We start from the raw sequence: 26,036 nt of genomic DNA on the forward strand, positions 1-26,036 counted from the left end.
GCCGGATTCAGCGTGGAGGCCGGGAATGAGGGCGGCGCCATGGGTGACGCGGACGGGCGGCCGGTGCGCACGGCCGATCTCCGCCCCCTGCTGGGGGCGTTGAGGGCGCTGCGCGACGGGGACTTCACCGTCCGGGCCGACACCGGGCAGGACGGCGTCCTCGGTGAGCTGGCCGAGGTCCTCAACGAGGTGGCCTCGCGGAACGCGCATCTCTCCGGCGAGCTCGGACGCGTACGCCGTGCCGTGGCGGACCGGGGCCGGCTGGAGGAGCGGCTGGCGCCGAGCCCCGGGGCCGGGGCCTGGGCGGGCGCGGTGGAGGACGCGAACGAGCTGGTCGGCGCGCTGGCCGAGCCCGTCACCCGGGCGACGGGGGTGCTGGAGGCGCTGGCGGGCGGGGACCTGGGGCAGCGGGTGGACCCGCCGCGCGGGCGGTCCCGGCCGCGCGGGGAGCTGCGGCGGCTGGGGCTGAGCGTGAACCGGGTGGCCGACCAGCTGTCGGCGTTCACCGGCGAGGTCACGCGGGTCGCGCACGAGCTCGGTACGGCGGGGCGGCTGGACGGGCGTGCGGTCTCACGGGGGCTGTCGGGTGCGTGGCGGGAGGTGACGGACGCGGTCAACGCGATGGCGGACCAACTCACGCGCCAGGTGCGGGACATCGCGGCGGTGACGACGGCGGTGGCGCGCGGCGATCTGACCCGGAAGGTGACCGTCGAGGCGTCGGGCGAGCTGCTCGATCTGAAGCTGACGGTGAACACGCTGGTGGACCGGCTGTCGGCGTTCACCGAGGAGGTCACCCGGGTCGCGCGGGAGGTCGGGACGGACGGCAACCTCGGTGGTCAGGCGCATGTGGCGGAGGCGTCGGGGGTGTGGAAGGACCTCACGGACAACGTCAATTCGATGGCGCTGAATCTGACCTCGCAGGTGCGGAGCATCGCGCAGGTGGCGACGGCGGTGGCGCGGGGCGATCTGAGCCAGAAGATCACCGTGGACGCGAAGGGCGAGATCCTTCAGCTGAAGACGACGCTGAACACGATGGTGGATCAGCTCTCGGGTTTCGCGGACGAGGTGACCCGGGTCGCGCGGGAGGTCGGGACCGAAGGAACGCTCGGCGGGCAGGCGCGCGTCACGGATGTCTCGGGAGTCTGGAAGGACCTCACGGACAACGTGAACTTCATGGCGTCGAACCTCACCTCACAGGTCCGCAACATCGCCCACGTCACCACCGCCGTCGCACACGGCGACCTCTCCAAAAAAATCGACGTCGACGCACGCGGCGAAATCCTCGAACTCAAAACCACCGTCAACAGCATGGTCCAGCAACTCCGCGCATTCGCCGACGAAGTCACCCGCGTCGCCCGCGAAGTCGGCACCGACGGAAACCTCGGCGGACAGGCCCGCGTCACCGACGCCTCGGGGGTGTGGAAGGACCTCACGGACAACGTCAACTTCATGGCCTCCAACCTCACCTCACAGGTCCGCAACATCGCCCACGTCACCACCGCCGTCGCACACGGCGACCTCTCCAAAAAAATCGACGTCGACGCACGCGGCGAAATCCTCGAACTCAAAACCACCGTCAACAGCATGGTCCAGCAACTCCGCGCATTCGCCGACGAAGTCACCCGCGTCGCCCGCGAAGTCGGCACCGACGGAAACCTCGGCGGGCGGGCCGTGGTGCAGGGCGCCTCGGGGGTGTGGAAGGACCTCACGGACAACGTCAACTTCATGGCGTCGAACCTCACTTCGCAGGTCCGCAACATCGCGCAGGTGGCGACGGCGGTCGCGAACGGCGATCTGTCCAAGAAGATCGACGTCGACGCGCGCGGCGAGATCCTGGAGCTGAAGACCACCGTCAACACGATGGTGGACACGCTCTCCTCGTTCTCCTCCGAGGTCACCCGGGTCGCGCGGGAGGTGGGCAGCGAGGGCCAACTGGGCGGGCAGGCCAGGGTCGAGGGCGTGTACGGGACCTGGAAGCAGCTCACGACCAGCGTCAACGAGCTCGCGCTGAACCTCACCACGCAGGTCAGGGCGATCGCCGAGGTCGCCAGCGCGGTGACCCAGGGCGACATGTCCCGCGCGATCACGGTGGAGGCGAAGGGCGAGGTCGCCGCGCTGAAGAACAACGTCAACCTGATGGTCTCCAACCTGCGGGAGACGACCCGTACCAAGGACTGGCTGGAGTCGAACCTGTCCCGGATCGCGGACCTCATGCAGGGCCACCGGAATCTGGTGGAGGTGGCGGACCTGATCCTGCGGGAACTGGCGCCGCTGCTGAACGCGCAGGCCGGGGCGTTCTTCCTGACGGACGGCGCCGGGGCGGCGTCCGGGGGCGAAGGGGTGGCCGGGGGCCTGGAGTTCATCGCCGGGTACGGCACCGCGGGGCGGGACGGCGAGGGGCGGGACGCGGACAGTCCGCTGCGGGGGCTGCTCGCGCAGGCCGTCACGGAGAAGCGGCGCATCCTCATCGAGGACGCGCCGCCCGACTACGTCACCGTCGAGTCAGGGCTGGGTTCGGCGCCGGCGGTGAACGTGCTGATCCTGCCGGTGCTGTTCGAGGACCGGCCGCTGGGTGTGATCGAGGTGGCCTCGTTCAGCCGGTTCAACGAGATGCAGCTGACGTTCACCGACCAGTTCGCGCACACCTTCGCCGTCTCCATCAACACGATCATCGCGAACGCCCGTACCGAGTCGCTGCTGTCCGAGTCGCAGCGGCTGACGTCCCAACTGCGGGAGCGCTCCGAGGAGTTGCAGCGCTCCAATGCCGAGCTGGAGGAGAAGGCGGCGCTGCTGGCGACGGCCTCGCAGTACAAGTCGGAGTTCCTGGCGAACATGTCGCACGAGCTGCGCACCCCGCTGAACTCGCTGCTGATCCTGGCCCGGCTGCTCGCGGACAACCCCGAGGGTCATCTGTCGCAGCAGGAGGTCGACTTCGCCACCACCATCCACCGTTCCGGGGCCGACCTGCTCCAGCTGATCAACGACGTGCTGGACCTGTCGAAGGTCGAGGCGGGGCGGCTGGACGTGCGCCCCCGCGAGCTGCCGCTGCGCAAGCTGCTCGACTACGTGGACTCGACGTTCCGGCCGCTGACCGTCGACCGGGGCCTGGACTTCCGCATCGTCGTCGCGGACGACGTGCCCCGGCAGCTGCACTCGGACGAGCAGCGGCTCCAGCAGATCCTGCGCAACCTGCTGTCCAACGCGGTGAAGTTCACCTCCTCCGGGGGCGTGGAGCTGCGGGTCGACCGGGTGTCGCCGGAGCGGTTCGAGGAGGAGACGCTGCGGGAGGCGGAGTGCGTGGTGGCGTTCGCCGTGACGGACGAGGGCATCGGCATCCCGCCGGAGCAGCTGTCCGTCATCTTCGAGGCGTTCCAGCAGTCGGAGAGCGCCACCAACCGCACCTACGGCGGTACCGGGCTCGGGCTGTCCGTGAGCCGGAACCTGGCCGGGCTGCTGGGCGGCCGGATCGAGGCGGAGAGCGAGCCGGGCGCCGGCTCGCGCTTCACGCTGTACGTCCCCTCCGTGCTGACCGGCGGCGACCGCTCCCCCGCCGCCGGCGTCCCCTCCGAGCTCCCGCCCCCGGAACCGCGCCCGCGCGAGGAGCCGCCCGTACGGGAAGCGTCCGCGCCGGAGCCCGAGGCCGTGGCGGCCGAACGGTCCGGGGCCGCCGGGGAGCCGGAGCCCCGGGGCGCGGGTGTGCGGGAGACGTGGGAGGGGGCGCGCGGGACGTACGAGGCGTACGGGAGCGGGGTGGAGGTGCGGCCGTACGGCGCGGAGGACGGGGGCGAGGACACCTGGCCGGAGACGACGCGGCTGCGGCAGTGGCTGAGCGGGCTGCCCGGGCAGGTGCTGGCGGGCCGTCACGTGCTGATCGTCGACGACGACATCCGGAACGTGTTCGCGCTGACCCATGTGCTGGGCCGCGTCGGGATCTCGGTGAAGTACGCGGAGAACGGGCGGGAGGGGTTCGAGGTGCTCGACCGCTCCCCCGAGGTCTCGCTGGTCCTGATGGACATCATGATGCCGGGCATGGACGGCTACCAGACGATCCAGGCGATCCGGCACAACCCCCGGCTCTCCCGCGTCCCCGTCGTCGCGCTGACGGCGAAGGCCATGCCGGGTGACCGGGAGAAGGCGATCGAGAGCGGCGCCGACGCGTACATCCCGAAGCCGGTGAACGTGGACCGGATGCTGGCCACCATCTACGAGCTCCTCCTCGCCCGCGACAGCGGCGCCCGGACCCCGCCCCCGCCCGGCACGGAGCCGGACGACGCGGCCGGGGGCCCGGGCGGGACAGAGGCCGACGACGGGACGGAGGAGTCCGGATGACGACGCCGCTGCCCTCCCCCTCGGGGGGTTCCAGCATCCTCATCGTCGACGACGCCGAGGAGAACCTGGCGGCGCTGGAGGCCGTGCTCGGGCCGCTGGGCCAGCGGGTGGTGTCGGCGCGGTCCGGCGAGGAGGCGCTGAAGGCCATGCTCCGGCAGGACTTCGCCGTGGCGCTGATCGACGTCCTGATGCCGGGCATGGACGGGTTCGAGACCGTCGGCAACATCAAGCGCCTCGACCAGACCAAGGACGTGCCCGTCATCCTGGTCACCGGCGCCGACGTCGACACCGACTACGCGTACCGGGGCTACGCCCTGGGGGTGGCCGACTTCCTGGCCAAGCCCATCGACCCGTGGGTGCTGCGCACCAAGGTCACGGTCTTCCTGGAGCTGCACCGCAAGAACCGGCAACTCGCCGCGCAGGCCGAGCAGTTGCGCCGTCTGCTGATCACGGGCCCGGCGGCGGACGACGGGACGACGGCGGAGGCGGCCCCGGCGGAGCCGCGGGCGGCCACCCCTCCTGGCGAGGAACGCCTCACGGAGATCGTGGAGAAGCTCGGCCAGATCAAGGACCTGCTCCGGGAGGCGGAGGGCTACGAACCCCCGGGCCTGGCCGACCGGTTGGCCGACATGGAACGCCTCGTGAGGGCCCTGGGCACGGGCGAGTAGCGCCCCGTGCGGCCGCTTCGGCGGGCGCGGCTAGGGTGGCGGGATGGCGGAGACGGCGAAGCGGGCCGGGGTGGACGGGCGGTCCACGCGGTGGAACGCGCACAAGGCCCGGCGTCAGGCCGAGATCCTCGACGCCGCCATGGCCGCCGTGGAGGAGCACGGTCCGCACGTCGGGGTGCAGCGGATCGCGGAGCGGATCGGACTGCCGCGCTCGGTGGTGTACCGGCACTTCAAGGACCGCGCCGATCTCGACGAGCTGATCCGGCAGCGCGTGATGGGCTCCCTGATGGCGGAGCTCGCGCCCGCGCTGGAGCCGGACGGCACGGTGATCTCGTCGATCCGCCGCTCCGTGGACGCCTATCTCGGCTGGGTCACCGCGCATCCCCGGCTGCACGCCTTCCTGGGTGCGGGTTCCGGGCGGCCGACGGGCCGTTCGCGTGCCGTCGCGGACACCAAGGCGGCGATCACGGTGCGGACCGGTGACGTGTTCGCGGGGCTGCTGGGTGCCTTCGGCAAGGACGCCGGACTGGCGCCGTCGATCGCCTCCGGGCTGGTCGGCTTCGTGGACGCCACGGTGAACAACTGGCTCTCCGGGAAGGGCAGGACGGGCGGCGCGCCGGACACGGAGGAGCTCGCCGAGTTCCTCACCTGCTCGATCTGGGCGGTGCTCGACGGCAACCTGCGGCGCCTGGGCGTCGAGCTCTCCCCGGACCACCCGGTCTCGGACCTGCCGGGCGCCTGACCTCCCAACTTCCTGTGCCCGCCGGTGACTTGGGCGTCTCCCCCGTACGCGTGCCCGCTGTTCCGCGACCGGGCGGCGCTATGACGTACGCCACACTGCACCCAGATATCTGAAACACGCTGTCGCAGTTAGCTTGGGGCTACCTCGGGTAACACACACCCACCGGCCCGCCCGGAATCCGTCGGTACGGGAACCTCCGGCAGCACCGCGCAACGCAGCTAAGGGAGACGGGACATGACGCAGCGGCACGTCGACGTGTTGATCCTCGGTGCGGGGCTGTCGGGCATCGGCGCGGCCTGTCACCTGACCCGGCAGAACCCGGGCACCAGCTACACCGTCCTGGAGCGCCGCTCCCGGATCGGCGGCACCTGGGACCTGTTCCGCTACCCGGGCGTCCGCTCGGACTCCGACATGTACACCTTCGGCTACCGCTTCCGCCCCTGGCGCGGGACGAAGACCCTCGCCGACGGGCCGAGCATCCGCCGCTACGTGCGGGAGACCGCCGAGGAGTACGGCGTCACCGGACACATCCGCTTCGGGCGCCGGGCCGTGCGGGCGAGCTGGTCCAGCGAGGCCGGGGTGTGGACCGTCGAGGCCGTCGACGAGGCCACCGGCGAGACCGAGATCCGCACCGCCGACTTCCTGGTGAACGCGACCGGCTACTACGACTACGACCGGGGCCACCGGCCGGAGTTCCCCGGCGAGGAGCGCTTCGGCGGGACGGTCGTCCACCCGCAGCACTGGCCCGAGGACCTGGACCACCGCGGCAAGCGCGTGGTCGTCATCGGCAGCGGCGCCACCGCCGTCACGCTGGTGCCCGCGATGGCCGGCGAGGCCGCGCACGTCACCATGCTCCAGCGCTCCCCCGGGTACGTGATGACGCTGCCCGAGCACGACCCGGTGTCGGTCCTGCTGCGGAAGGCGGGCGTGCCCGAGGGCCCGGTCCACCGGTTCGGGCGGACCCGGAACATCGCGCTCCAGCGCGGGCTGTACGCCGCGTGCCGGGCGGCGCCCGGGGTGATGCGGAAGGTGCTGCTGGCGGGGGTGCGGGCGCAGGTGGGGCGGAAGGTCGACATGCGGCACTTCACCCCGTCGTACAAGCCCTGGGACCAGCGGCTGTGCGTGGTGCCGGGCGGTGACCTGTTCAAGGTGCTGCGCGAGGGCCGCGCCTCCGTGGCGACCGGCGCCGTCGAGACCTTCACCGAGACCGGCGTCCGGCTCACCTCGGGAGAGGAGATCCCGGCGGACGTCGTCGTCACCGCGACCGGGCTGCGGGTGCAGATCGCGGGCGGCGCCGAACTGGAGGTCGACGGGCGGAAGGTGACCACCCGGGACCACGTGGTCTACCGGGGCGTGCTGCTCGACGGCATCCCCAATCTGGCGATCATCCTCGGGTACACCAACGCCTCCTGGACGCTCAAGGCCGACCTCGCCGCCGACTGGTTCAGCCGCCTCCTCGCGTACATGCGCAGCACGGGCCACACGCGGGTCACGGCCGTCGCGACGGCCCAGGACCGGGCCGCCGAGTCCGCCATGGGCGACTCGCTGACCTCGGGTTACATCCGGCGCGGGGACGCGGTGATGCCGCGGCAGGGCACCCGAGCGCCCTGGAAGATCTTCAACAACTACTACCGCGACCGACGCGCCCTGGAGCGCTCCCCGATCGAGGACCCGGCGCTCCGCTTCGACGGCGCGAGCGCTCCGCGGACGACGCCGTGACCCACGGCGGGGCACGCCCACCCCTTCAGGAATCGAGGACTCCGATGAGCAGCCGGCAGACCTACGACGAGGTGCTCCGTACCCTTTCCGAGGGGTCGGTGCACACCCACTTCGACGCGTTCACCGACATCGACTGGGACAACCCGGACTGGACGATCGACCTCAAGGACCCCCGCTGGGTCCTGCCCGAGGTGGACCCGCTGGGCGGGCACCCGTGGTATCAAGCGCAGCCCCTGGAGCGGCAGATCGAGATCGGTCTGTGGCGGATGGTCAACATCACCAAGGTGGGGATGCAGTTCGAGAACGTCCTCATCCGGGGCGCGATGGACTACCTCTTCAGCCTGCCCAACGGGAAGCCGGAGTTCCGGTACCTCACGCACGAGTGCACCGAGGAGACCCATCACACCCAGATGTTCCAGGAGTTCGTGAACCGCTCGGGGTGCGACGTGCCCGGCGGGCGCCCCTCGTTCCGGGTGCTCAGCCGGTTCCTGCCGCTGGCGGGCTCGCTGTGGCCAGAGGTGTTCTTCACCGGGGTGCTCGCCGGCGAGGAGCCGATCGACCACGTGCAGAAGGCGATCCTGCGCTCGGGCGCCACCCAGCACCCGCTGCTGCGGCGGATCATGCAGATCCACGTCGCGGAGGAGGCCCGGCACATCTCCTTCGCGCACGAGTTCCTGCGGCAGAAGACGCCGGAGCTGGGGAAGTTCCGGAAGGGCGCGCTGTCCGTCGCGTACCCGCTGGTGATGCGGACGCTGGGCGACGTCATCATGATCCCGGGCAAGCGGATGACGACCGAACTGGGCGTGCCGCGCCGGGTGATCCGGGACATCTTCTGGAAGAGCCCCGAGGGCCGGAAGATGCTCCGCGACCTCTTCGCGGACGTGCGCATGCTCGCCGAGGACACGGGGCTGATGAACCCCGTCTCCCGCCGGGTCTGGAAGCTGCTCCGCATCGACGGCCGCGCCTCCCGCTACCGCGGCCAGCCCGCCTCCCTCGCCTCCTGACGGCCCACCGCCCGACCCCAGGAACCAGGAACCAGGAACCAGGAACCCCGATGCCCTACGTCGTCACCCGCTCCTGCTGCGCCGACGCGTCGTGCGTGATGGCCTGCCCCGTCAACTGCATCCACCCGGCGCCGGGCGAACCCGGCTTCGCCGAGGCCGAGATGCTGTACGTCGACCCGCACACCTGCGTCGACTGCGGCGCCTGCACCACGGCCTGCCCGGTCGACGCGCTGAAGCCGCACACCGCGCTCACCCCGGCCGAGGAGCCCTTCCTCGACCTGAACGCGGCCTACTACGAGCAGGCCCCGCACCCGGACCGCACCCCGCTCGCCCTCGTCCCGCCCCAACGACGGCTGCCCGCGGGCGAGTTGCGGGTCGCGGTGGTCGGCGCGGGGCCCGCCGGGCTGTACGCGGCCGACGAGCTGCTCAAGCATCCGGGCGTGACGGTCGACGTCCTGGACCGGCTGCCGACCCCGTACGGGCTCGTCCGCGCGGGCGTGGCGCCGGACCACCAGGACACCCGACGGGTCACCGAGCTGTTCCGGGCCGTCGAGAACCAGCCGGGCTTCGCCTACCGGCTCAACGTCGAGGTCGGCACGGACATCCGCCACGAGGACCTGGCGCGCGCGTACCACGCGGTGCTCTACGCGGTCGGCGCCCCGACGGACCGGCGGCTCGGCGTCGAGGGCGAGGACCTGCCCGGCAGCGCCTCCGCCACCGGCCTCGTCGCCTGGTACAACGGCCACCCGGACCACCAGGACGGGCCCGCCGCGTACCCGCTGGACGGGGAGCGGGCCGTCGTCGTCGGCAACGGGAACGTCGCGCTGGACGTGGCCCGGGTGCTCACCGCCGACCCCGGGGCGCTGGCCCGTACCGACATCGCCGGGCCGGCGCTGGCCGCGCTGCGGGACAGCCGGATCCGCGAGGTGGTCGTGCTCGGGCGGCGCGGGCCCGCCGAGGCCGCGTTCACGCTGCCCGAACTGCTGGGGCTCGCCGCGCTGGAGGACGTCGACGTGCTCGTCGAGGGCCTGCCCGAGGAGCCGGACGGGGACGCCTCGCCCAAGACCCGGGTGCTGGCCGAACTGGCGGCGCGGACGCCGGTGCCGGGCCGGCGGCGGATCGTGCTGCGCTTCCTGACCGCGCCGGTACGCGTCCTGGGCGAGCACCGCGTCGAGGGCCTGGAGGTCACCCGCACCGCCTTGCGCACGGAGGACGACGGGACCGTACGGGCGGTCCCGGCGGGCGACGGCACCGAGGTGATCGAGGCCGGGCTGGTGCTGCGCGCGGTGGGCTACCGGGCCCGTCCGGTGCCGGGGCTGCCGTTCGACGAGGCGGCCGGGGCCGTGCCGCACGAGGGCGGCCGGGTGGCACCCGGGGTGTACGTCGCCGGGTGGATCAAGCGCGGGCCCACCGGGTTCATCGGGACCAACAAGTCCTGCGCGGAGGAGACCGTCACCGCGCTCCTCGACGACTTCGAGGCGGGGCGGCTCACCGCCCCGGCAGAGGACGGCGCCACCGCCGCCCGTACCGCGCTGCGGGGGTCCGTCGGGCTCGGCGGGTGGCAGGCCATCGACCGGGCCGAGCGCGCGGCGGGCGCCCGCGAGGGCCGTCCCCGCGTCAAACTCACCGACCGGGAGGCGCTGTTGGCGGCGGCGGGCGGCGGAAGGACGGCGCACACGCACCTCCGCCCGGCACCGTAGGACTGTTCGACGATCCGCGGAAGCTTGACTTCAACCATGCTTCATGTCGGAGTCTGGTCTCCTCACACCGATCCAGGGGAGATGACGACGATGCGCGTGGCACAGGTGACCAGGTTCGGCGGGCCCGAGGTGATCGAGACGGTGGAGCTGCCGGACCCCGTTCCGGGCCCCGGCGAGGTGGTGGTCGAGGTCGCCGCCGCCGACACGATCTTCGTGGAGACGCAGGTCCGCTCCGGCTGGGCGGCCGAGATGTGGGGCGTGACCCCGCCGTACGTCCCCGGCGGTGCCGTGGCCGGCGTGGTCGCCGCGACCGGCGAGGGGGTGGACCCGTCCTGGACGGGCCGCACGGTCGCCGCGGCGACCCGGCAGGGCGGCGGCTACGCCGAGCGGGTGCTGGTCCCCGAGGGGGAGCTCCTCCCGCTGCCCTCCGGCCTCGCGCCCGAGACGGCGGCGGCGCTGCTGCACGACGGGCCGACCGCGCTCACCCTGTTCACCAACGCCCAGGTGCGCGCCGGGCATTCGGTGCTGGTGCTGCCCGCCGCCGGCGGCGCGGGCAGCCTGCTGGTGCAGCTGGCGAAGGCGGCCGGGGCGCACGTCACGGGCGCGGCGCGCGGGAAGCGGAAGCTGGACGCGGTACGCGGACTGGGCGCCGACGCCGTCGTCGACTACTCCGGCCCGGAGTGGGCGGACGGTGTCGGCGGGCTCGCCGCCGACGTGGTCTTCGAGGGCGTGGGCGGTGAACTCGGCGCGAGCGCCCTGCGCCTGGCCGCCGACGGCGCCCGCGTCGCCTCGTACGGGGCGCCGAGCGGCGGCTTCGCCGCGCACGACCCGGCCGAGGTGGAGCGGCGCGGCATCCGCCTCTCCGGCATCGAGCAGGTGCAGTTCACGCCCGAGCGGCACCGGGAGATGACCGCCAGGGCGCTGGACGAGGCGGCCGCCGGCCGCATCCGCCCGCTGATCGCCCAGCGCCTCCCGCTGAACCGCGCCGCCGAGGCCCACACCTCGATGGAGACCCGCGCCGCGGTGGGCAAGACCCTGCTGGTGCCGTAGCCGGGAGTTCCGAACGGACGGGCCCGCCACCGGAGTTGCTGCTCGGGTGGCGGGCCCTTCTGTTCGCCCGCCGGCCCCTTGGCGGAGCCATTGCCTCCGTCCGGGTGGAACATTGCATTCCCTTTGCCCTGGTTCACGTGATTCACCTCACACGCATCTGACGCGTGAGAGCGCCGCACGAGCCTCGGCGACACGCGTCAAAACCGGACGTACCGCCCGGCGTGAATCGCCGCCAAAGCGGATGATCCCAGCCCTGCGGGATCAAACAGGCCGACATCGGAGGCTTCTGTGATCACAGAACGTGCCCCGGTTCTCACCATGCGGTCACCGGGTTGAGCCGGTGCCGCCTCTCGTCAACGATCACTGTCGCTTGCGAGCCCATCGCGTGAACCAAGGGTTAACAACCGGGATTTCGGCCTTTCCGCTGCGATCCCGGCTTCAAGGGGGAAACATGGGTCAAAGTCATTCAGTGTTGAACATCTCCAGAAAGGACGGTGCGGCCGACGCCGTACTCGCCGCCTTTCTCGACCAGGGCCACACGCATTTCTCCGGCGTCCCCTGCTCGCTCCTCAAGGGGCTCTTCCGCGCCCTGGAAACCCCGGACTTCCCGGCCGCCTATCTGCCGGCGCCCCGGGAGGACAGCGCGCTCGGCGTCGCCTCCGGCCTCGCCGTCGCGGGTGCTCGCCCCGTCGTGCTCATGCAGAACTCCGGGCTCGGCTATTCGCTGAACGTCCTGACGTCCTTCAACCTCATCTACGACGTGCACCTGCCGCTCGTCGTCAGCTGGCGCGGCCACGACGGGAACGACGCCGTCGAACACGACGTCATCGGCCGCGAACTGACCCGGCTGCTCGACGTGTTCGAGCTGCCCTGGACCGTTCTGGACAACCAGGACCCGTACGAGTCCACCGCCGCGTTCCTGAAGCGGTACGACGCGGAGCGGCGCACGTCCGTCCTCATCGTCCGGGAAGGGGTGTGACCGGCATGCTCGACATCCGTACCGCGCTGAGGACCCTGCTCGACCGTGAGCCGGACGCACTGGTGATCTCGACGTGCGGCTACCTCACCCGCGACCTGTACAACCTCGCCGACCGTCCGCAGCACTTCTACCTCGTCGGGTCGATGGGCATGGCCGCCCCCGTGGGGCTCGGCGTCGCCCTGGCCACCGGGCGGCGCGTCCTCGTGCTGGACGGCGACGGCTCGTTCGCGATGAACCCCGGGTGCCTGCCGATGATCGCCGAGCACGCCCCGGACCTCGTGCACGCCGTGCTGGACAACGGCGCGCACGACAGCACCGGCGGCCAGCGGACCTCCGCGCTCGGCGACCCGGCCGCCACGGCGCTCGCCGCCGGCTACCCGGCCGCGTACACCGTCGGTACCGAGGAGGAGCTGAACGCGGCCGACCTCGACCGGGGCCCGGCGCTCGTGCACGTGCGGTGCCGTCCCCGCACCCATCCGGCCGGACGCCGGGTGGAGCTGACACCCCAGCAGCTCGTCGGACGCTTCCGCGACGGTCTGCGGGCGAACGGCGTTCCGGCACCGGCCGGTTCGGGCGGGGAGGCCACGCGATGAAGCCCGTTCTGCTGGACTGCACGCTGCGCGACGGCGGCAACCAGAACGACTGGCACTTCACGGAGACCGACGTCCGCACCATCGTGAGCACCCTGGACCGGGCACGGGTGGACGTGATCGAGGTCGGGTACCGCGGCGGCTCGGGCAGCAGGTCCAGCGACACCGCGGGTCCTTCGGCGCACAGCTCGCCGGAGTATCTCGCCGCGCTGCCCGAGACCTCGCACGCCGACCTGGCCGTGATGGTCGTGCCCACCGTCTGCCCGCTGTCGGCGCTGGAGGACCTGCCGGACAGCCCCGTGTCCATGGTGCGGATCGCCGCGTACCCGTGGGACGTCGAGCGGGTGCCGGAGTACGTGCGTGCCGTGCGGGACCTCGGCCTGCGTCCCGGCGTGAACCTGATGGCCGTCAGCTACGCCGGACCCGAGGAGCTCGCGCGGATCGCCCGGACGGTGCGCAGCGAGGCTCCCGATCTGCTGTACATGGCCGACTCCTTCGGGGCGTTGACCCCCGACGGCGTCAGGGAACGCGTCGCGCTGCTGACGGAGACGGTGGGCGTCCCCGTCGGCGTGCACATGCACAACAACCTCGGCCTCGCCGCCGCGAACGCGCTCGCCGCCCTCGACGCCGGCGCCGCCTGGCTGGACGCCTCGCTCTGCGCGATGGCCCGCGGCGCGGGCAACCTCGCCACGGAGCAGGCCGCCGCGTTTCTCACCGCCTGGCCCAAGTACGAGACGCACACCGACCTTTCCGCCCTGTGCGAGGCGTCCGAGTACGTGGCCGAGCAGGTGCTGCCGCGGCCCATGACGGTGCGCCGCGCGGAGATCGCGGCCGGGGTCAACGATCACCACTTCTACTTTCAGGACCGCATCGACAAGATCAGCGCGGAGCACGGGCTGGACGCCTGGGCGGTGGGCCGCCGCCTCGGCGCGGCACGCCCGCGCAAGGTCTCGGACGAGACGGTCGCCGACATCTGTGCCCGACTGACCACAGGGGAGTCCGTATGAGTACCGCCACCGCACCCACGCAGCCGGCGGCCGAGCGGCAGACGGCCGCGCAGCGCCTGCTGGCGGCCCTGCGCAGACCCCGGCTGGCGCGCGCGATGGGCGCCCACAGCCCGCTGAGCGCCCGGCTGGCGGAGGAGGCCGGGTTCGACGTCGTCTGGTCCAGCGGACTGGAGATCTCCGCCACCGCCGGGGTGCCGGACGCCAACATCCTCGCCATGCCCGAATGCCTGGAATCGGCCGCCTCGCTGGCGGACTCCGTCGCGCTCCCGGTGCTCGCGGACTGCGACTCCGGCTTCGGCAACGTCAACAACGTCATCCACATGGTGCGCGCCTACGAGCGGCGCGGGGTGGCCGGAGTGTGCATCGAGGACAAGCGGTTCCCGAAGCTGAACAGCTTCCTGGAGGGCAGCGCCGGCAGCCAGGACCTGGCTCCGCTGGACGACTTCGCGGGCAAGATCCGCGCCGCCACCGACGTCCGCCGCGAGCTCGTCGTGGTGGCCCGCATCGAGGCCCTCATCTCGGGCCTGGGGATGGCGGAGGCCCTGCGCAGGGCCGAGGTGTACGAACGGGCCGGTGCCGACGCGCTGTTGATCCACTCCAAGCGCACCGACCCCGACGAGGTGTTCGCCTTCCGCGCGGCCTACTCGGGCGACCTCCCGGTGATCGTCGTCCCCACGACCTACAGCCAGGTCACGGCGGACGAGCTGGAGCAGCGCGGCTTCGCCATGGCGATCTACGCCAACCAGGCGCTCCGCAGCTCCCTCCGGGCCATGCGGGAGACCCTCATCAGGATCAAGAACGACGGCACCACCCACCACGTCGAGGGCGAACTCGCCTCGCTGAAGGACATCTTCGGCCTCCAGCGGGTGCCCGAGATGCTCGAACAGCAGGCCCACTACGAGGCGCTCGGACAGAAGCTCGCGGAGGCAGGAAAGTGACCACGCACAACCCGGCAGCGCGTACCGTCCTGGACTTCCACGGCACCCGCCTGGAACTGCTCCGGGAACCGGGAGCCGGCATCGACGGGGCGCTGCGCTTCCTGGAGACCCACGTCGTCCCCGCACCGGCGGGCGACGGGGACGGCCCCGAACCGGTCGCCACCCTGCGGGTGCACGCACCGCAACCGGACGGGGACCCGGGCCGGTTCACGCCGTCCCCCGGCGTGCACCGCGAGGACATCCACATCCGCAAGAGCGCCAGCGAGTTCTTCACCGTGCCCGCCCGGCGTGCGCGGGAGGAGGGCCGCGAGTACCTGGAGTGCACGAAGACCGGCAGCCGGTTCGTGTTCGACGCCGGTGCGCGCACCGTCGACGTCCTCGCCGGGCCCGAGGGCACCATGGACGTCGTGGAACTGGTGCGGGACCTCGTCCTGAAGCACCAGGAGAACACCGGCGCCGCCGTGCTGCACGCGACGGCCGCCTACCGGGACGGCTCCGCCGTGCTCGTCACCGGGGCGAAGGGAGCGGGCAAGAGCACCGTCCTGCTGGAGCTGGTGGAGCACTTCGGCTACGAGATCATGAGCGGCGACAAGACGCTCCTGCACGAGCAGCCGGACGGCACCGTCCTGGCCGCGGGCTGGCCCGACTACCCGCACCTCGGGTACGGGACCGTCGCCAAGTACCCCGGGCTGCGCGAGATCGCCGGGCTCGGCGACGACTACCGGCCCGCGGGCGACCACGCGTTCTCGCCCTTCGGCAAGTTCGCCGTGGACCCCGAGCGGTTCCGGGAACGGTTCCCGAGCGCGCCGCTCGGCACGCACGTCCCCGTCGCCGCGGTCGTCCACCCGTCGATCGGCCCCGGCGACCGCACCGTGCTGGAGCCCGTCGGCGGGAGCACGGAGGACCGGGCCGCCGTGTTCGAGGCGAACCTGGAGTCCGCCTTCGACGGTGCCCACGCCGGCTGGAACAGCTACCTGCCGGACGGCCGCGCCGCGCAGGCCGCGCGCCGGGGCCGCATCCTGGCCCGGCTCGCCGCCGTGCCGGCCTGGCAGCTCACCGGCCCCGGCGACCTCACACCCGGCAACTGGCCACCCCGGGCCGGTGGTCCGGACGGCACCCACGGCGGTGCCGCGTGATCGAACTGACCGTCCCCAGCACCGGCCTCAACTCGCACTACGACCTCACGGACCGGATCACCGAAGCCCTGAAGGAGGCGGGCGCGGGTGACGGGCTGGCAGGGGTCTTCGCCCACGGCAGCACCGTCGGCCTCACGGTCATGCGGTACGAACAGGGCGCCGTCCAGGACCTGTTGCGGACGCTGGAGCGGCTCGCGCCCGAGAGCCCGGCCGGCGGAAGCCGCTATCTGCACGAGCTCACGACCGACGACCCGAACGGTTTCTCGCATCTGAAGTCGTCGCTGATCGGCACCAGTCTGCTGGTGCCCTTCCGGGACGGCGAGGCCGCGATGTCGCCCACCCACCGCGTCGTGCTCCTCGACTTCGACCTGAAGCCCGCCACCCGACGGGTCTTCGTCGACCCGCCCCGCCCGAACACCCCGGAGCCCGCCGCACCGACGGCACGCGACCGGCACGAGAAGCAGGAGAGCGCCCGATGAAGCTACGGCTCGCCACCCCCGGCCCCACCGAGGTCCCGCAGCGGCTGCTGCTGGCCGGTGCCCAGGAGATCATCCACCACCGCTCCGGCGAGATGGAGGAGCTCATCCGCGGGATCGCCGCCGAACTCCCGCCGCTGTTCGGCACCACCCGGCCGGTCCACACCATCGCGTCCTCGGGCACCGGCGCCATGGAGGCCGCCGTCGCCAACTGTTTCTCCGCCGGCGACGAGGTCCTCGTGGTCTCCAACGGCTACTTCGGCGAACGCTTCCAGGCGATCTGCCGCGGCTACGGGCTGACCGTGCACGTCGTCGAGAGCGACTGGGGTACCAGCGCCGACCCGGCCCGGGTGGCCGAGGCGTACGCCGCGCACCCGGACATCCGCGGCGTCTTCGCCGTCTACAGCGAGACCTCCACGGGCGCGCTCAACGACATCGAGGCGATCGCCCGGATCTTCCGCGACACCGACGTGGTCGTGGTCGTCGACGCCATCAGCGGACTCCTCGTCCACCCGCTGGAGATGGACGCGTGGGGACTGGACGTGGTGCTGGCCGCCTCGCACAAGGGATTCATGCTGCCGCCCGGGCTGGCGTTCATCGCCCTCTCGGACAAGGCGTGGACGGCGGTGGAGCGCGCTTCGGGGCCCGCCTACTACTGGTCCTTCCAGCGGCTCCGCCAGTTCCACCCGATGCCCTCCTCCTCCCCCGCCGTCTCCCTCCTGCTCGCCCTGCACGAGTCGCTGAAGATGCTCGGGGAGGAAGGGCTGCCGGCCTTCCGCCGGCGGCACGCGACGCTCGGCCTCGCCGCCGAACGGGCCCTGTCCGCACTGGGGTTCCGCACCTTCATCCAGCAGCCCCACCGGCGCAGCCACGTCATCACCTCCGCGCTGGCGCCGGACGGGATCGACACCTCGCAGCTGCTGAAGAACCTCTCCACCCGGTACGGGGTGACGATGACCGGCGGCCAGGCGCACCTCAAGGGCAAGCTCATCCGCGTCGGCCACGTGGGCGCGGCGGACGCCCTGGACCTGAGCGGCGTGTTCGCCGCCGTGGAGATGTCCCTGCTCGACCTCGGCCACGACGTCACGCCCGGCTCCGGCACGGGCGAGATCATCCGCACCTTCCACCAGGAGGCCCGCTGATGCTGGTGCTCTACCAACGCGAGACCTGCCCGGACTGCAAGCCCGTGCGCGAGCTGCTGACGCGCCTGCAGATCTCGTACATGAACGTCAACGTCCCCAAGCCCAGGGAGGAGCGGCACGAGCTGATCCGGGTCACGGGCAGCAAGTTCATCCCGGCACTCGTCGACGGGGCGACCGTCCTCCCCGGCAAGCTCAAGCAGAATGCCGACCTGATCGCGTATCTCACGGAGCGGTACGCCGACCCCGAGGCCGTCCGCCCGGAGGGTGCGGGTGACGCCGCGCCCGGTCCGGCGGAGAACCCCGCGTGATCCGCTCCGCCGGGGTGCCCGCGCCACCGCGTCTCGCGGTGGTCGCGGGCACCCCGCACCTCCTCCGCGCCGCGCGGGACCTGGGGATCCGCACAACCCTGGTCTACGACTCCGCGGGCCCGGCCCCGGCCGCCGCGGCGGAGGCGGACGAGGCGGTCCCGGCGGCGCTCACCGACCACTCCGCTCTCCTGGCGGCCGTGGAACCGCTGCACGCCTCGGCCCCGTTCGGACGCGTCCTCTCCCTCACCGAGACGGGTCTGCTGCCGGCCGCCGCCCTCACCGACGCGCTCGGGCTCCCCGGCAACGGCCTCGGCACCGTCCGTACCCTCCAGGACAAGCGCCGGATGCGGGACCTGCTCGCGGCGCACGCTCTGAGCCCGGTCCGCACCAGGCCGGTCGCGTCCGCCGGTGAACTCGCGGGGTTCGTACGGGAGTTGGACGGTCCGGTGATCCTCAAACCCGCGGCGGGCACCGGCAGCAGTGCGGTCTTCCGGGTCGGCGCCGGGGAGGACACGGCGGCCGTGTGGGCACGGTTCGCCGCCGCGGGGGGCCGTGACGCGGTGGCCGAGGAGTTCCTCGACGGGCCCGAGATCAGCGTGGAGACCTTCTCCCACGACGGGCGGCACACGGTCGTCGCCGTCACCGACAAGACGACCCTGCCCTCCTTCGTGGAGACCGGCCACACCCTGCCCAGCACCCACGGCAACGAGCAGACCGCGGCGGCGGCCGGCCTGGCCCGCGCCTTCCTGGACGCGGTGGGCCTCCGCGAGGGGCCCGCCCACACGGAGATGAAGCTGACCCCGGGCGGGCCCCGTGTCATCGAGTCGCACAACCGCATCGGCGGCGACAAGATCCGCGAACTCGTCCGCCGGGCCTACCGGTTGGACCTCGTACGCCTCACCGCGGGCGTGCCGTTCGGCCTGCTGGACCCGCCGCAGCGGCCGCCCGAACCCCACGGCGGCGCCGCCATCCGCTTCCTGACCCCGCGGCCCGGCACCGTCCGCCGCATCGGCACACCGCGGTTGACCGGGGCGGACGACGGCACGCCCGTGGTCTCCCTGGACGTGGAGGTGGGCGATGTCGTACGCGCCGTCCGCTCGTCCGCCGACCGGGCCGGATACGTCCTGGCCGAGGGCACGGACGCAACCGAGGCGGCCGCACGCTGCGAGCGGATCAGCCGCGGGATACGGATCGAAACGGAGGAGTGAGCCGTGCGTCATGCCGTCGTCACCGACATCCACGGCGATACGGCGGGCCTGCGCCGGGTGCTCCGGCAGGTCGCGCAGCAGAACGTCGACCGGCTCGTCTGCCTCGGCGACGTGTTCGAGTGCCGGGTCGGCAAACGGGACGTCCCCGGCTACGAGTTCAGCGCGCTGCGGGACGTCTTCGACCCCGACCCCGCGCTCGCCCGCCTGCTGGCGGACGCGGTCGTGGTGCGCGGCAACCAGGAGGAACGGATCACCCGGCTGGTGCCCGGGCACCTGTGCCCCGCCTGGGCCCGGGGCCTCCTCACCGCGCCGCTGGAGTACACCACCCCGTTCGCCGTGTACTGCCACGGCCACACCCTGCCGTGGCAGGAACCGGAACCCGGCCTGTGGTCCCCGCTGGGCGCCGGCTTCACCGGCACCGCCCTGGTGCACGGCCACCACCACCGCAGCGCGCTGCACCGGCTCCCGCCGGGCGGCGGCCGCCGCGGGGTGCCGCAGCGCGTCCCCGTCCGCCCCGGCGTCCCCGTGCGGCTGGACGACGGGGCGCGGTACGTCGTGAACGTCGGCTCCGTCACCCGGGCCGGCCCGGACCGCGGCCCCACCCCCGCCTGGGCCGTTCTCGACGAGCGGGCGGCGACCCTCACGTTCCACGGATGCGGGCCCGGCGCGGGCCCACGAGAGAAGGAGACGGCGTGACCCGGCAGGTACTGCTGCTCAATTCCGACAAGCCCGAGGTGCTGCGCGCGCTGGCCGCCCGGCCCGACGTCCGGGTCCGGGTTCTCGCCCGCAAGCGGTACGCGCCGCTGTACCGGAACCACGAGACCGCCTTCGTGGACCGCCTCGACGATCTCGCCCAGGTGGAACGCGCCGCGTACCGGCTGGCCGGCGGCGGCCCGGTGGACCACGTGCTCGCCGCCACCGAGAAGAGCGTCGTCCCGGCCGGGCTGGTCCGGGCGCTGCTCGGGGTTCCGGGTCCTGGCTTCGACCAGTCGCTGTGGGCCACGCACAAGCGGGCGATGAAGGACCGGCTGCGGGCGGCGGGAATCCCGGTGACGCCGCACGCGCAGGCGGCCGGCGTCGACGACGTGCCGCGCGCGGCGGAGACGACGGGATGGCCCGTCATGATCAAGCCCGTCTTCGGCTCGGGTTCGAAGTGCACGCACCGGGTGGAGTCCGCCGCCGACTTCGAGGCACGACACCGCGCCGGGGACTTCGCCGACCTGGCGGCGCAGCCCGCGCCCGTCCAGGTGGAGCGGCTGGTGCGGTTCGAGTCGGAGTACCACTGCGACGGTGTGCTGCACGCGGGGACGGTCCACCGGGCCGCCGTGTCCCGCTACTTCACGCCCCCCTTGCAGATCCACCGGGACCTGGACTGCTCTCACGTCATGGAGCAGCGCGGGCCGCTGGCCGAGGGCGTGCTGGACCTCCACCGGCGGGTCGTCGCGGCGCTGGGGCTGACCGACGGGGTGACGCACCTGGAGGTCTTCGGCACCGAACAGGGGCTCCTGGTCGGCGAGATCGCCGTCCGGCCCGGTGGTCTGGGCATCCCGCGCATGTGGTGGCACGCCTTCGGCATCGACCTGTGGGAGGAGTTCGTCCGCACCGGGCTCGGCGAACCGCCCTCCGAGCCCGCTCCGGGCAGCCGCCCCGGCCTCGTCGGACGGACCCAGCTCCCGGCACTCCCCGGAATCCGGGAGAGCGCGGCGGCCGTACCCGGTGTGCTGGAGGTGCGCACGCCCGAGGAGAGCGGTACGGGCAATCTGGAGGCGTTCTTCGGCGCCGACGACGACGCCGGGATCGAGGACCTCAACACCCGGCTGCACAGCCTGCCCGGCCTGCCGGTGCGGACGGGCAGGCCGCGATGAGCGGGCGGCAGCCGGCAGCGGACGACGGCGGGCAGGCGCGGCTGCGGAGAGCGGCGCGGGCCGTGCTGCCCGCGCCGGGGCAGCACCGGCTGCTCGCCGTCTCCTGGCTGGTCAAGACGGTGGGCAGCGGGCTGTATCTGCCCACCAGCACGCTGTACTTCACCCGCGTCGCCGGCCTGCCCGTGCCGCAGGTCGCCACCGGTCTCACCGTGGCCGGGATCGTGGCACTCGCCGGGGCCGTGCCGCTGGGCGGGCTCGCCGACCGGTTCGGCCCGCGCCGGGTGTACGCCGCCCTGCTGGCCGTGCAGTTCACGGTGATGGCCGCCCTCGTCCTGGTCCGCGGGTTCCCGCTGTTCCTCGGGCTCATCACCCTGTTCCTGCTCGCCGAGCAGGGCAGCACCGCCGCGCGGGGGGCGCTGGTCGCCACGGTCGGGGAAGGCGCGGAGCGCATCCGGCTCCGTGCCTACCTGCGGGTCGTCACGAACGTCGGCATCACCGTCGGCGCCGGACTGGCCGCCCTGGCCATCCAGGCCGACAGCCGGACCGCGTACACCACGCTGCTGCTGTGCACCGCCCTCACCTACCTCGGAGCCGCCGTACCGCTGCGGGGTCTGCCGCGGGACGCCGTCGCCGGTGCGCGGGCGGAGCGCGGGGCCTCGGCGTGGAGCGTGCTGCGCGACGGGCGCTACGTCGCGGTCACCGCCGTCTGCGGCGTGCTGTCGTTGCAGGCCCCGGTGCTCTCGTTCGCCGTGCCGGTCTGGGTCGTCGACCACACCTCGGCGCCGCCTGTCCTGGTGTCGGCCGTCGTCGTGGTGAACACGGTGCTGGTCGTCCTGTTCCAGATCCGGGCCAGCCGCGGGGCGGAGGACGACACCAGAGCCGCGCGGCTGTGCCGCCGGGCCGGACTCGCGCTGCTGCTGGCCTGCGGGGTGATGGCGTTCACCGCCGCTCCCCCCGCCTGGCCCGCCGCCGGGCTGCTGCTGCTCTTCGCCGCCCTGCTGACGCTCGGCGAACTCTGGCTGTCGGCAGGCTCGTTCGGCCTGAGCTTCTCTCTCGCCCCGGACGGGGCACACGGCCAGTACCAGGGGTTCTTCTCACTCGGCCGCGGCGCGGCCACCGCCGTCGCCCCCTGGCTGCTGGCCGTGCTGTGCCTGGGGGACGACACCGGGCGCGGCTGGATCCTGCTCGGCACGGTGTTCGCCGTGGCCGGTCTGCTGGCCCCGCTCACCGTGCGGCGCCCGGCTCCGCCGGACACGCGGCGTCCGGCGGAGGCGTCCTAGCGGACGCGGGGCCGGACGCCGGGCGGTCCGGCGGCAGCGGGTCAGCCCATCCGCCGCGCCCCGTCGAGGATGGCCTCGCGGATGCGGTGGTAGGTGCCGCAGCGGCAGATGTTGCGGATCTCGGCGAGGTCCTCCTCGCCGATCTCGCGGCCGGCGGCACGGGCCTCGCGGACCTTCGAGACGGCCGTCATGATCTGGCCGGGCTGGCAGTAGCCGCACTGCACGACGTCCCTCTCCAGCCAGGCCTCCTGCATCGGGTGCAGTTCGCCGTCACCGGCGTCCTCGGCGTCGGGCAGGCCCTCGATGGTGGTGACCCGGTCCTCGGCCGAGACCTTGGAGACCGGCACCGAACAGGGGTTGAACTCCCGGCCGTTGAGGTGGCTGGTGCAGGCCCGGCAGACGCGGATGCCGCAGCCGTACTTGGGTCCCGTCACGCCGAGGCGGTCGCGCAGCACCCACAGCAGCCGCTCGTCGTCCCCCGCGTCCACGGTGACCCGCTCGCCGTTGAGGATGAATGAGTGTTCCGGCACGTTGCTCCTTCTCAGGGGTGGGCCGGCCGTCAGCGGACGGCGTCGAGCCCGTCGGTGGGCGAGGCGGGGACGGGCGGGACGGTCGGCAGCGGCTCGAAGTGCGGCTCGTCGGCGTGGTTGAGCGGGAAGCGCTTCGGCACGGTGCCGGTCGCCCGCGCGTAGGCGCAGGCCACGGCGGCGCAGACCGCGGCGACGCCCTGCTCCCCCGCGCCGCCGGGCTGGTCGGAGCTGGGCGGCATGACGTGGATCTCCAGCTCGGGCGGGGTGTTCCACTGCCGGGTGTAGAAGTAGTTGTCCCAACTGCCTTCCAGGAAGCGCCCGTTGTCCAGGTGCAGGCTGGAGCTGAGGGCCAGCGCGATGCCGTCCATGGCGCCGCCCATCATCTGCGCCTCCAGTCCGCGCGGGTTGACGGGCAGCCCCGCGTCGACGGCGAGGACCACCTTCGTCACCAGCGGCCCGGCGTACGACTCGCCCTCGACCGGGCGCTCCACCGTCTCCTTGCGGCAGTCGAGTTGGACGAGGGCCGCCACGGCCGTCTTGTACTCGGGGTGCACGGCGATGCCCTGGGCCACGCCCTTGGGCAGCTTCCGCCCCCACTCCCCCGCCTCGGCGACCTTGTCCAGCACCGAGACGAAGCGCTTCCGCTTCAGCACCCGGCGGCGGAAGCGGTACGGGTCGCTGCCGGTCTCGGCCGCGATCCGGTCGACGATCAGCTCCTGCGCGGTGCGCACGTCCGGGGAGTAGATGTTGCGCATGCTGGAGGTGTTGAAGCCGTCGTCGGTCTCGCTCAGGATCTGGCTGACCAGCCCGAAGTGGTACGGCACCTCCTGGGTGAGGGCGAAGATGGTCTGCGAGAGGACGCCGTTCGCGCCGGGGATCTTGCCCGCGTGCGAGGTGACGATGTCGGCCAGGCCGTGCCGGAAGTCCGTCTCGACGCTGGTGTGCCGCTGCTCGAAGGTGAGCACCTCGTCCCCGCGCCAGGTGGCGCGGATGCGGGAGATCGCCATCGGGTGGGTGCGGCCCTGCCGGAAGTCGTCGGTGCGGTGCCACATCAGCCGCACCGGCGCCCCGGTCTTCTGCGAGACCTCGGCGGCCTCCAGCGCGGCGTCGAAGAACAGCTTCCGCCCGAACGAGCCGCCGCCCTCGGTGACATGGACGGTGACCCGGCCGAGCGGCAGGCCCAGCAGCTCCGCGATCGCGGTCTGCGCGGCGACGGGCAGCTTCAGCGAGCCCCAGATCTCGGCCCGGTCCGGACGGACGTCCGCGACCGCGCAGTTGGGCTCCAGGGCGCTGTTGCTGCGGAAGGCGAAGGTGAAGGTCTCGTCGATGCTGCGGGCCAGAGCCGGGACCTTCGGCACGGCGGGCGGGACGGCGGCGCGGTGCAGTTCCCGCTCCACGCTCTCGTCCGACTTGCCCTCGGCGGTGCCCGGCCCCCAGTCGACGTCCAGGGCGCGGACGGCGTCGATGCACTGCCCGAAGGTCTTCCCGCGCACGGCGACCCCGGAGGACACCTTGACGACGTGGGTGATGCCCGGCATCGCCTCGACCTCGGCGGCGTTGCGGACCTTCCGCACGGTGCCGTTGACCGTCGGCGGGCGGCAGATCATCGCGGGCAGCGCGCCGGGGACGTCCAGGTCCATCGCGAAGGTCTTGCGTCCGGTGACGGCCTCGCGGGCGTCGACGCGGTTGCGCGGGGTGCCGATGACGCGGAAGTCGCTCGTGGCCTTGAGCTCGGTCTCGACGCTCTTGCTGCGCACGGCGGCGGCGCGGGCGGCGAGTTCGCCGTAGCCGACTTCGTTGCCGCGGCTGTCGGTGATGACGCCGAGGTGCGAGCGGAGGTTGGCGAGGGTGTCGCCGAGGACGGTCGCCGCGGCCTTCAGCAGCTGGCCGCGGGCGATCGAGGCGGCCACGCGTACCGGGGTGAAGGTCGAGGTGGTGGTGGTCGAGCCGCCGGTGAACTGGTTGAACAGCAGCTCGGGCCGGCCGTCGGCGAGGGTGACGCGGACCTTCTCGACCGGCAGGTCCAGCTCCTCGGCGATGAGCATGGCCGTGGAGGTGGTGATGCCCTGGCCCACCTCGCTGCGGGGCAGCGCCAGGGACGCGGTGCCGTCCTCGTGCAGGGCCACGGTGATCAGGTGGGCGGTGGGCGCGGCGGCGACGGAGATCAGGTCGTTCAGGTCGACGATTTCCGCGGGCGTCGGGAGCGACGGCAGGGCGACGGCCTCCTCGGCCGTGACCAGCTCGCCGGCCTGAGCCGCGGCGACGAGCGTCGGCGCGGCGAGCACGTAGCCGAAGAACCGCCTGCGGTCCACGCCCGCGGTGCCTTGGCGCTCAACTGACATGTGAAAGCCCTCAGTTCGCTTCGAACCCACTAGAGACCGCGACAGTGTGTCACGGACACTCCCGGCGGTCCCTCCCCTGGTCAGCCCCCTCCTCGGAACCCGCACAACCCGGACGCGAAGGGTGCCGGAGCTGTGCCCGGGCGCGGGCCCGTGCGGGCGCCGGACCGGCGGAGGCTGTTACCCGCGGGCACACCTGTGCCTACACTGACGGCCCCGAACCCTCGGGGGGTGACCTGCGACGGAGCAGGTCTCGGACGGGTCGTGTGAGGTCGTGGATCGCGGTGTTCTATCACCTGCTCAAGTACGTACTGCTGGGCCCCTTGCTGCGGCTGCTGTTCCGGCCGCGGATCGAGGGCGTCGAGCACATCCCGGACGAGGGCGCGGCGATCGTCGCGGGGAACCATCTGTCGTTCTCCGACCACTTCCTGATGCCCGCCATGCTCCAGCGGCGGATCACGTTCCTGGCGAAGGCCGAGTACTTCAACGGGCCCGGCATCAAAGGCCGGCTGACCGCCGCGTTCTTCCACAGCATCGGCCAGATCCCGGTCGACCGCTCCGGCAAGGGCGCGGGCCGGGCCGCGGTCGACGAGGGCCTCGGCGTCCTGCGCAAGGGCGAGCTGCTGGGGATCTACCCGGAGGGCACCAGGTCGCACGACGGGCGGCTGTACAAGGGGCGCGTCGGCGTGGCCGCGATGGCGCTGGAGGCGGGGGTTCCGGTCATCCCGTGCGCGATGGTCGGCACCTTCGAACTCCAGCCTCCCGGCAGGCGCCTGCCCCGCCTCGGCCGCCGCGTCACCATCCGCTTCGGCGCCCCGCTGGACTTCTCCCGGCACGCCGGGATGCACGAGGAACGGGCCGTACTGCGGGCCGTGACGGACGAGATCATGCAGTCCGTCCTGAACCTCTCCGGCCAGGAGTACGTGGACCTGTACGCGCCCGACGCGAAGGCCGCCCAGCAGGCGGCGGCCCGGCCCGGGACGCGCGACCAGGACTGAGGCCATCGCCCCGGCTTCCGCCGGCGCG

Annotated in this window: 22 protein-coding genes; 20 read left to right on the forward strand and 2 right to left on the reverse strand. The window is 72.7% G+C overall.

The features are described from left to right. The first annotated feature begins 39 nt into the window (after positions 1–39). From HCC30_RS21575 to HCC30_RS21665, 19 genes are all read left to right on the forward strand, one after another. Positions 40–4,329: a HAMP domain-containing protein gene (locus tag HCC30_RS21575; protein WP_169444294.1), complete on the forward strand. Its 4,290-nt coding sequence runs from the start codon at positions 40–42 to the stop codon at positions 4,327–4,329. Beyond that, entirely contained in the window at positions 4,326–4,997 is a 672-nt protein-coding gene (locus tag HCC30_RS21580; protein WP_169444295.1) for a response regulator, read from the forward strand. Before HCC30_RS21575 ends, HCC30_RS21580 begins: the two co-directional genes overlap by 4 nt. Positions 4,998–5,040: 43 nt before the next feature. Further along, on the forward strand, positions 5,041–5,739 hold the full coding sequence (locus HCC30_RS21585; RefSeq protein WP_169444296.1) for a TetR/AcrR family transcriptional regulator: 699 nt from the start codon (positions 5,041–5,043) through the stop codon (positions 5,737–5,739). A gap of 234 nt (positions 5,740–5,973) precedes the next feature. Then, positions 5,974–7,458 carry an NAD(P)/FAD-dependent oxidoreductase gene (locus tag HCC30_RS21590; protein WP_169444297.1) on the forward strand — a complete coding sequence of 495 codons (1,485 nt, stop codon included), beginning with the start codon at positions 5,974–5,976 and terminating at the stop codon, positions 7,456–7,458. A 44-nt stretch (positions 7,459–7,502) separates the two neighbouring features. After that, the gene (locus HCC30_RS21595; RefSeq protein ID WP_169444298.1) at positions 7,503–8,462 is read left to right on the forward strand and encodes a diiron oxygenase; all 960 of its coding nucleotides are present in this window, start codon (positions 7,503–7,505) and stop codon (positions 8,460–8,462) included. A gap of 50 nt (positions 8,463–8,512) precedes the next feature. Next, positions 8,513–10,162 (forward strand): FAD-dependent oxidoreductase, encoded by a 1,650-nt coding sequence (locus HCC30_RS21600; protein ID WP_169444299.1) that lies wholly within the window; start codon positions 8,513–8,515, stop codon positions 10,160–10,162. Between the two features lie 81 nt (positions 10,163–10,243). Further along, positions 10,244–11,212 (forward strand): zinc-binding dehydrogenase, encoded by a 969-nt coding sequence (locus HCC30_RS21605; protein ID WP_240979792.1) that lies wholly within the window; start codon positions 10,244–10,246, stop codon positions 11,210–11,212. A gap of 472 nt (positions 11,213–11,684) precedes the next feature. Next, positions 11,685–12,191 carry a thiamine pyrophosphate-binding protein gene (locus HCC30_RS21610; protein ID WP_240979793.1) on the forward strand — a complete coding sequence of 169 codons (507 nt, stop codon included), beginning with the start codon at positions 11,685–11,687 and terminating at the stop codon, positions 12,189–12,191. 5 nt (positions 12,192–12,196) lie between these two features. Continuing rightward, positions 12,197–12,784 (forward strand): thiamine pyrophosphate-dependent enzyme, encoded by a 588-nt coding sequence (locus HCC30_RS21615; RefSeq protein WP_169444301.1) that lies wholly within the window; start codon positions 12,197–12,199, stop codon positions 12,782–12,784. After that, positions 12,781–13,788, forward strand: a complete 1,008-nt coding sequence (locus tag HCC30_RS21620) for an aldolase (RefSeq protein WP_169444302.1) — start codon at positions 12,781–12,783, stop codon at positions 13,786–13,788. Before HCC30_RS21615 ends, HCC30_RS21620 begins: the two co-directional genes overlap by 4 nt. Then, a complete protein-coding gene (locus tag HCC30_RS21625; RefSeq protein WP_169444303.1) occupies positions 13,785–14,726 on the forward strand; it encodes an isocitrate lyase/phosphoenolpyruvate mutase family protein in 942 nt (313 codons plus the stop codon). Before HCC30_RS21620 ends, HCC30_RS21625 begins: the two co-directional genes overlap by 4 nt. Next, positions 14,723–15,862, forward strand: a complete 1,140-nt coding sequence (locus HCC30_RS21630) for a hypothetical protein (protein WP_169444304.1) — start codon at positions 14,723–14,725, stop codon at positions 15,860–15,862. The genes HCC30_RS21625 and HCC30_RS21630 overlap by 4 nt, the downstream gene beginning before the upstream one ends. Next, a complete protein-coding gene (locus tag HCC30_RS21635) occupies positions 15,859–16,341 on the forward strand; it encodes a YjbQ family protein (RefSeq protein ID WP_169444305.1) in 483 nt (160 codons plus the stop codon). The genes HCC30_RS21630 and HCC30_RS21635 overlap by 4 nt, the downstream gene beginning before the upstream one ends. Next, complete coding sequence (locus tag HCC30_RS21640; protein ID WP_169444306.1) at positions 16,338–17,480, forward strand: alanine--glyoxylate aminotransferase family protein; 1,143 nt, start codon at positions 16,338–16,340, stop codon at positions 17,478–17,480. Before HCC30_RS21635 ends, HCC30_RS21640 begins: the two co-directional genes overlap by 4 nt. Further along, positions 17,480–17,788 (forward strand): glutaredoxin domain-containing protein, encoded by a 309-nt coding sequence (locus HCC30_RS21645; protein WP_169444307.1) that lies wholly within the window; start codon positions 17,480–17,482, stop codon positions 17,786–17,788. Before HCC30_RS21640 ends, HCC30_RS21645 begins: the two co-directional genes overlap by 1 nt. Beyond that, positions 17,785–18,996, forward strand: coding sequence for an ATP-grasp domain-containing protein (locus HCC30_RS21650; RefSeq protein ID WP_169444308.1), 1,212 nt, complete (start codon positions 17,785–17,787; stop codon positions 18,994–18,996). The genes HCC30_RS21645 and HCC30_RS21650 overlap by 4 nt, the downstream gene beginning before the upstream one ends. Positions 18,997–18,999: 3 nt before the next feature. Then, positions 19,000–19,692, forward strand: a complete 693-nt coding sequence (locus HCC30_RS21655) for a metallophosphoesterase family protein (protein WP_169444309.1) — start codon at positions 19,000–19,002, stop codon at positions 19,690–19,692. Continuing rightward, positions 19,689–20,861: an ATP-grasp domain-containing protein gene (locus tag HCC30_RS21660; RefSeq protein WP_169444310.1), complete on the forward strand. Its 1,173-nt coding sequence runs from the start codon at positions 19,689–19,691 to the stop codon at positions 20,859–20,861. Before HCC30_RS21655 ends, HCC30_RS21660 begins: the two co-directional genes overlap by 4 nt. Then, positions 20,858–22,141, forward strand: a complete 1,284-nt coding sequence (locus HCC30_RS21665; protein WP_169444311.1) for an MFS transporter — start codon at positions 20,858–20,860, stop codon at positions 22,139–22,141. The genes HCC30_RS21660 and HCC30_RS21665 overlap by 4 nt, the downstream gene beginning before the upstream one ends. Before the next feature lie 41 nt (positions 22,142–22,182). Here the strand turns inward: HCC30_RS21665 and HCC30_RS21670 are convergent, their stop codons facing one another. Together HCC30_RS21670 and HCC30_RS21675 are read right to left on the reverse strand one after the other, a co-directional pair. Next, positions 22,183–22,671 (reverse strand): (2Fe-2S)-binding protein, encoded by a 489-nt coding sequence (locus HCC30_RS21670; RefSeq protein WP_169444312.1) that lies wholly within the window; start codon positions 22,669–22,671, stop codon positions 22,183–22,185. 29 nt (positions 22,672–22,700) lie between these two features. Next, a complete protein-coding gene (locus HCC30_RS21675; RefSeq protein WP_169444313.1) occupies positions 22,701–25,013 on the reverse strand; it encodes a molybdopterin cofactor-binding domain-containing protein in 2,313 nt (770 codons plus the stop codon). Positions 25,014–25,294: 281 nt separating this feature from the next. Between HCC30_RS21675 and HCC30_RS21680 the strand changes: the two genes are divergently transcribed. Beyond that, entirely contained in the window at positions 25,295–26,008 is a 714-nt protein-coding gene (locus HCC30_RS21680) for a lysophospholipid acyltransferase family protein (RefSeq protein ID WP_169444314.1), read from the forward strand. Positions 26,009–26,036: the final 28 nt, after the last annotated feature.

The organism is Streptomyces sp. HNM0574 (genome assembly GCF_012726235.1).
GTDB lineage: Bacteria > Actinomycetota > Actinomycetes > Streptomycetales > Streptomycetaceae > Streptomyces.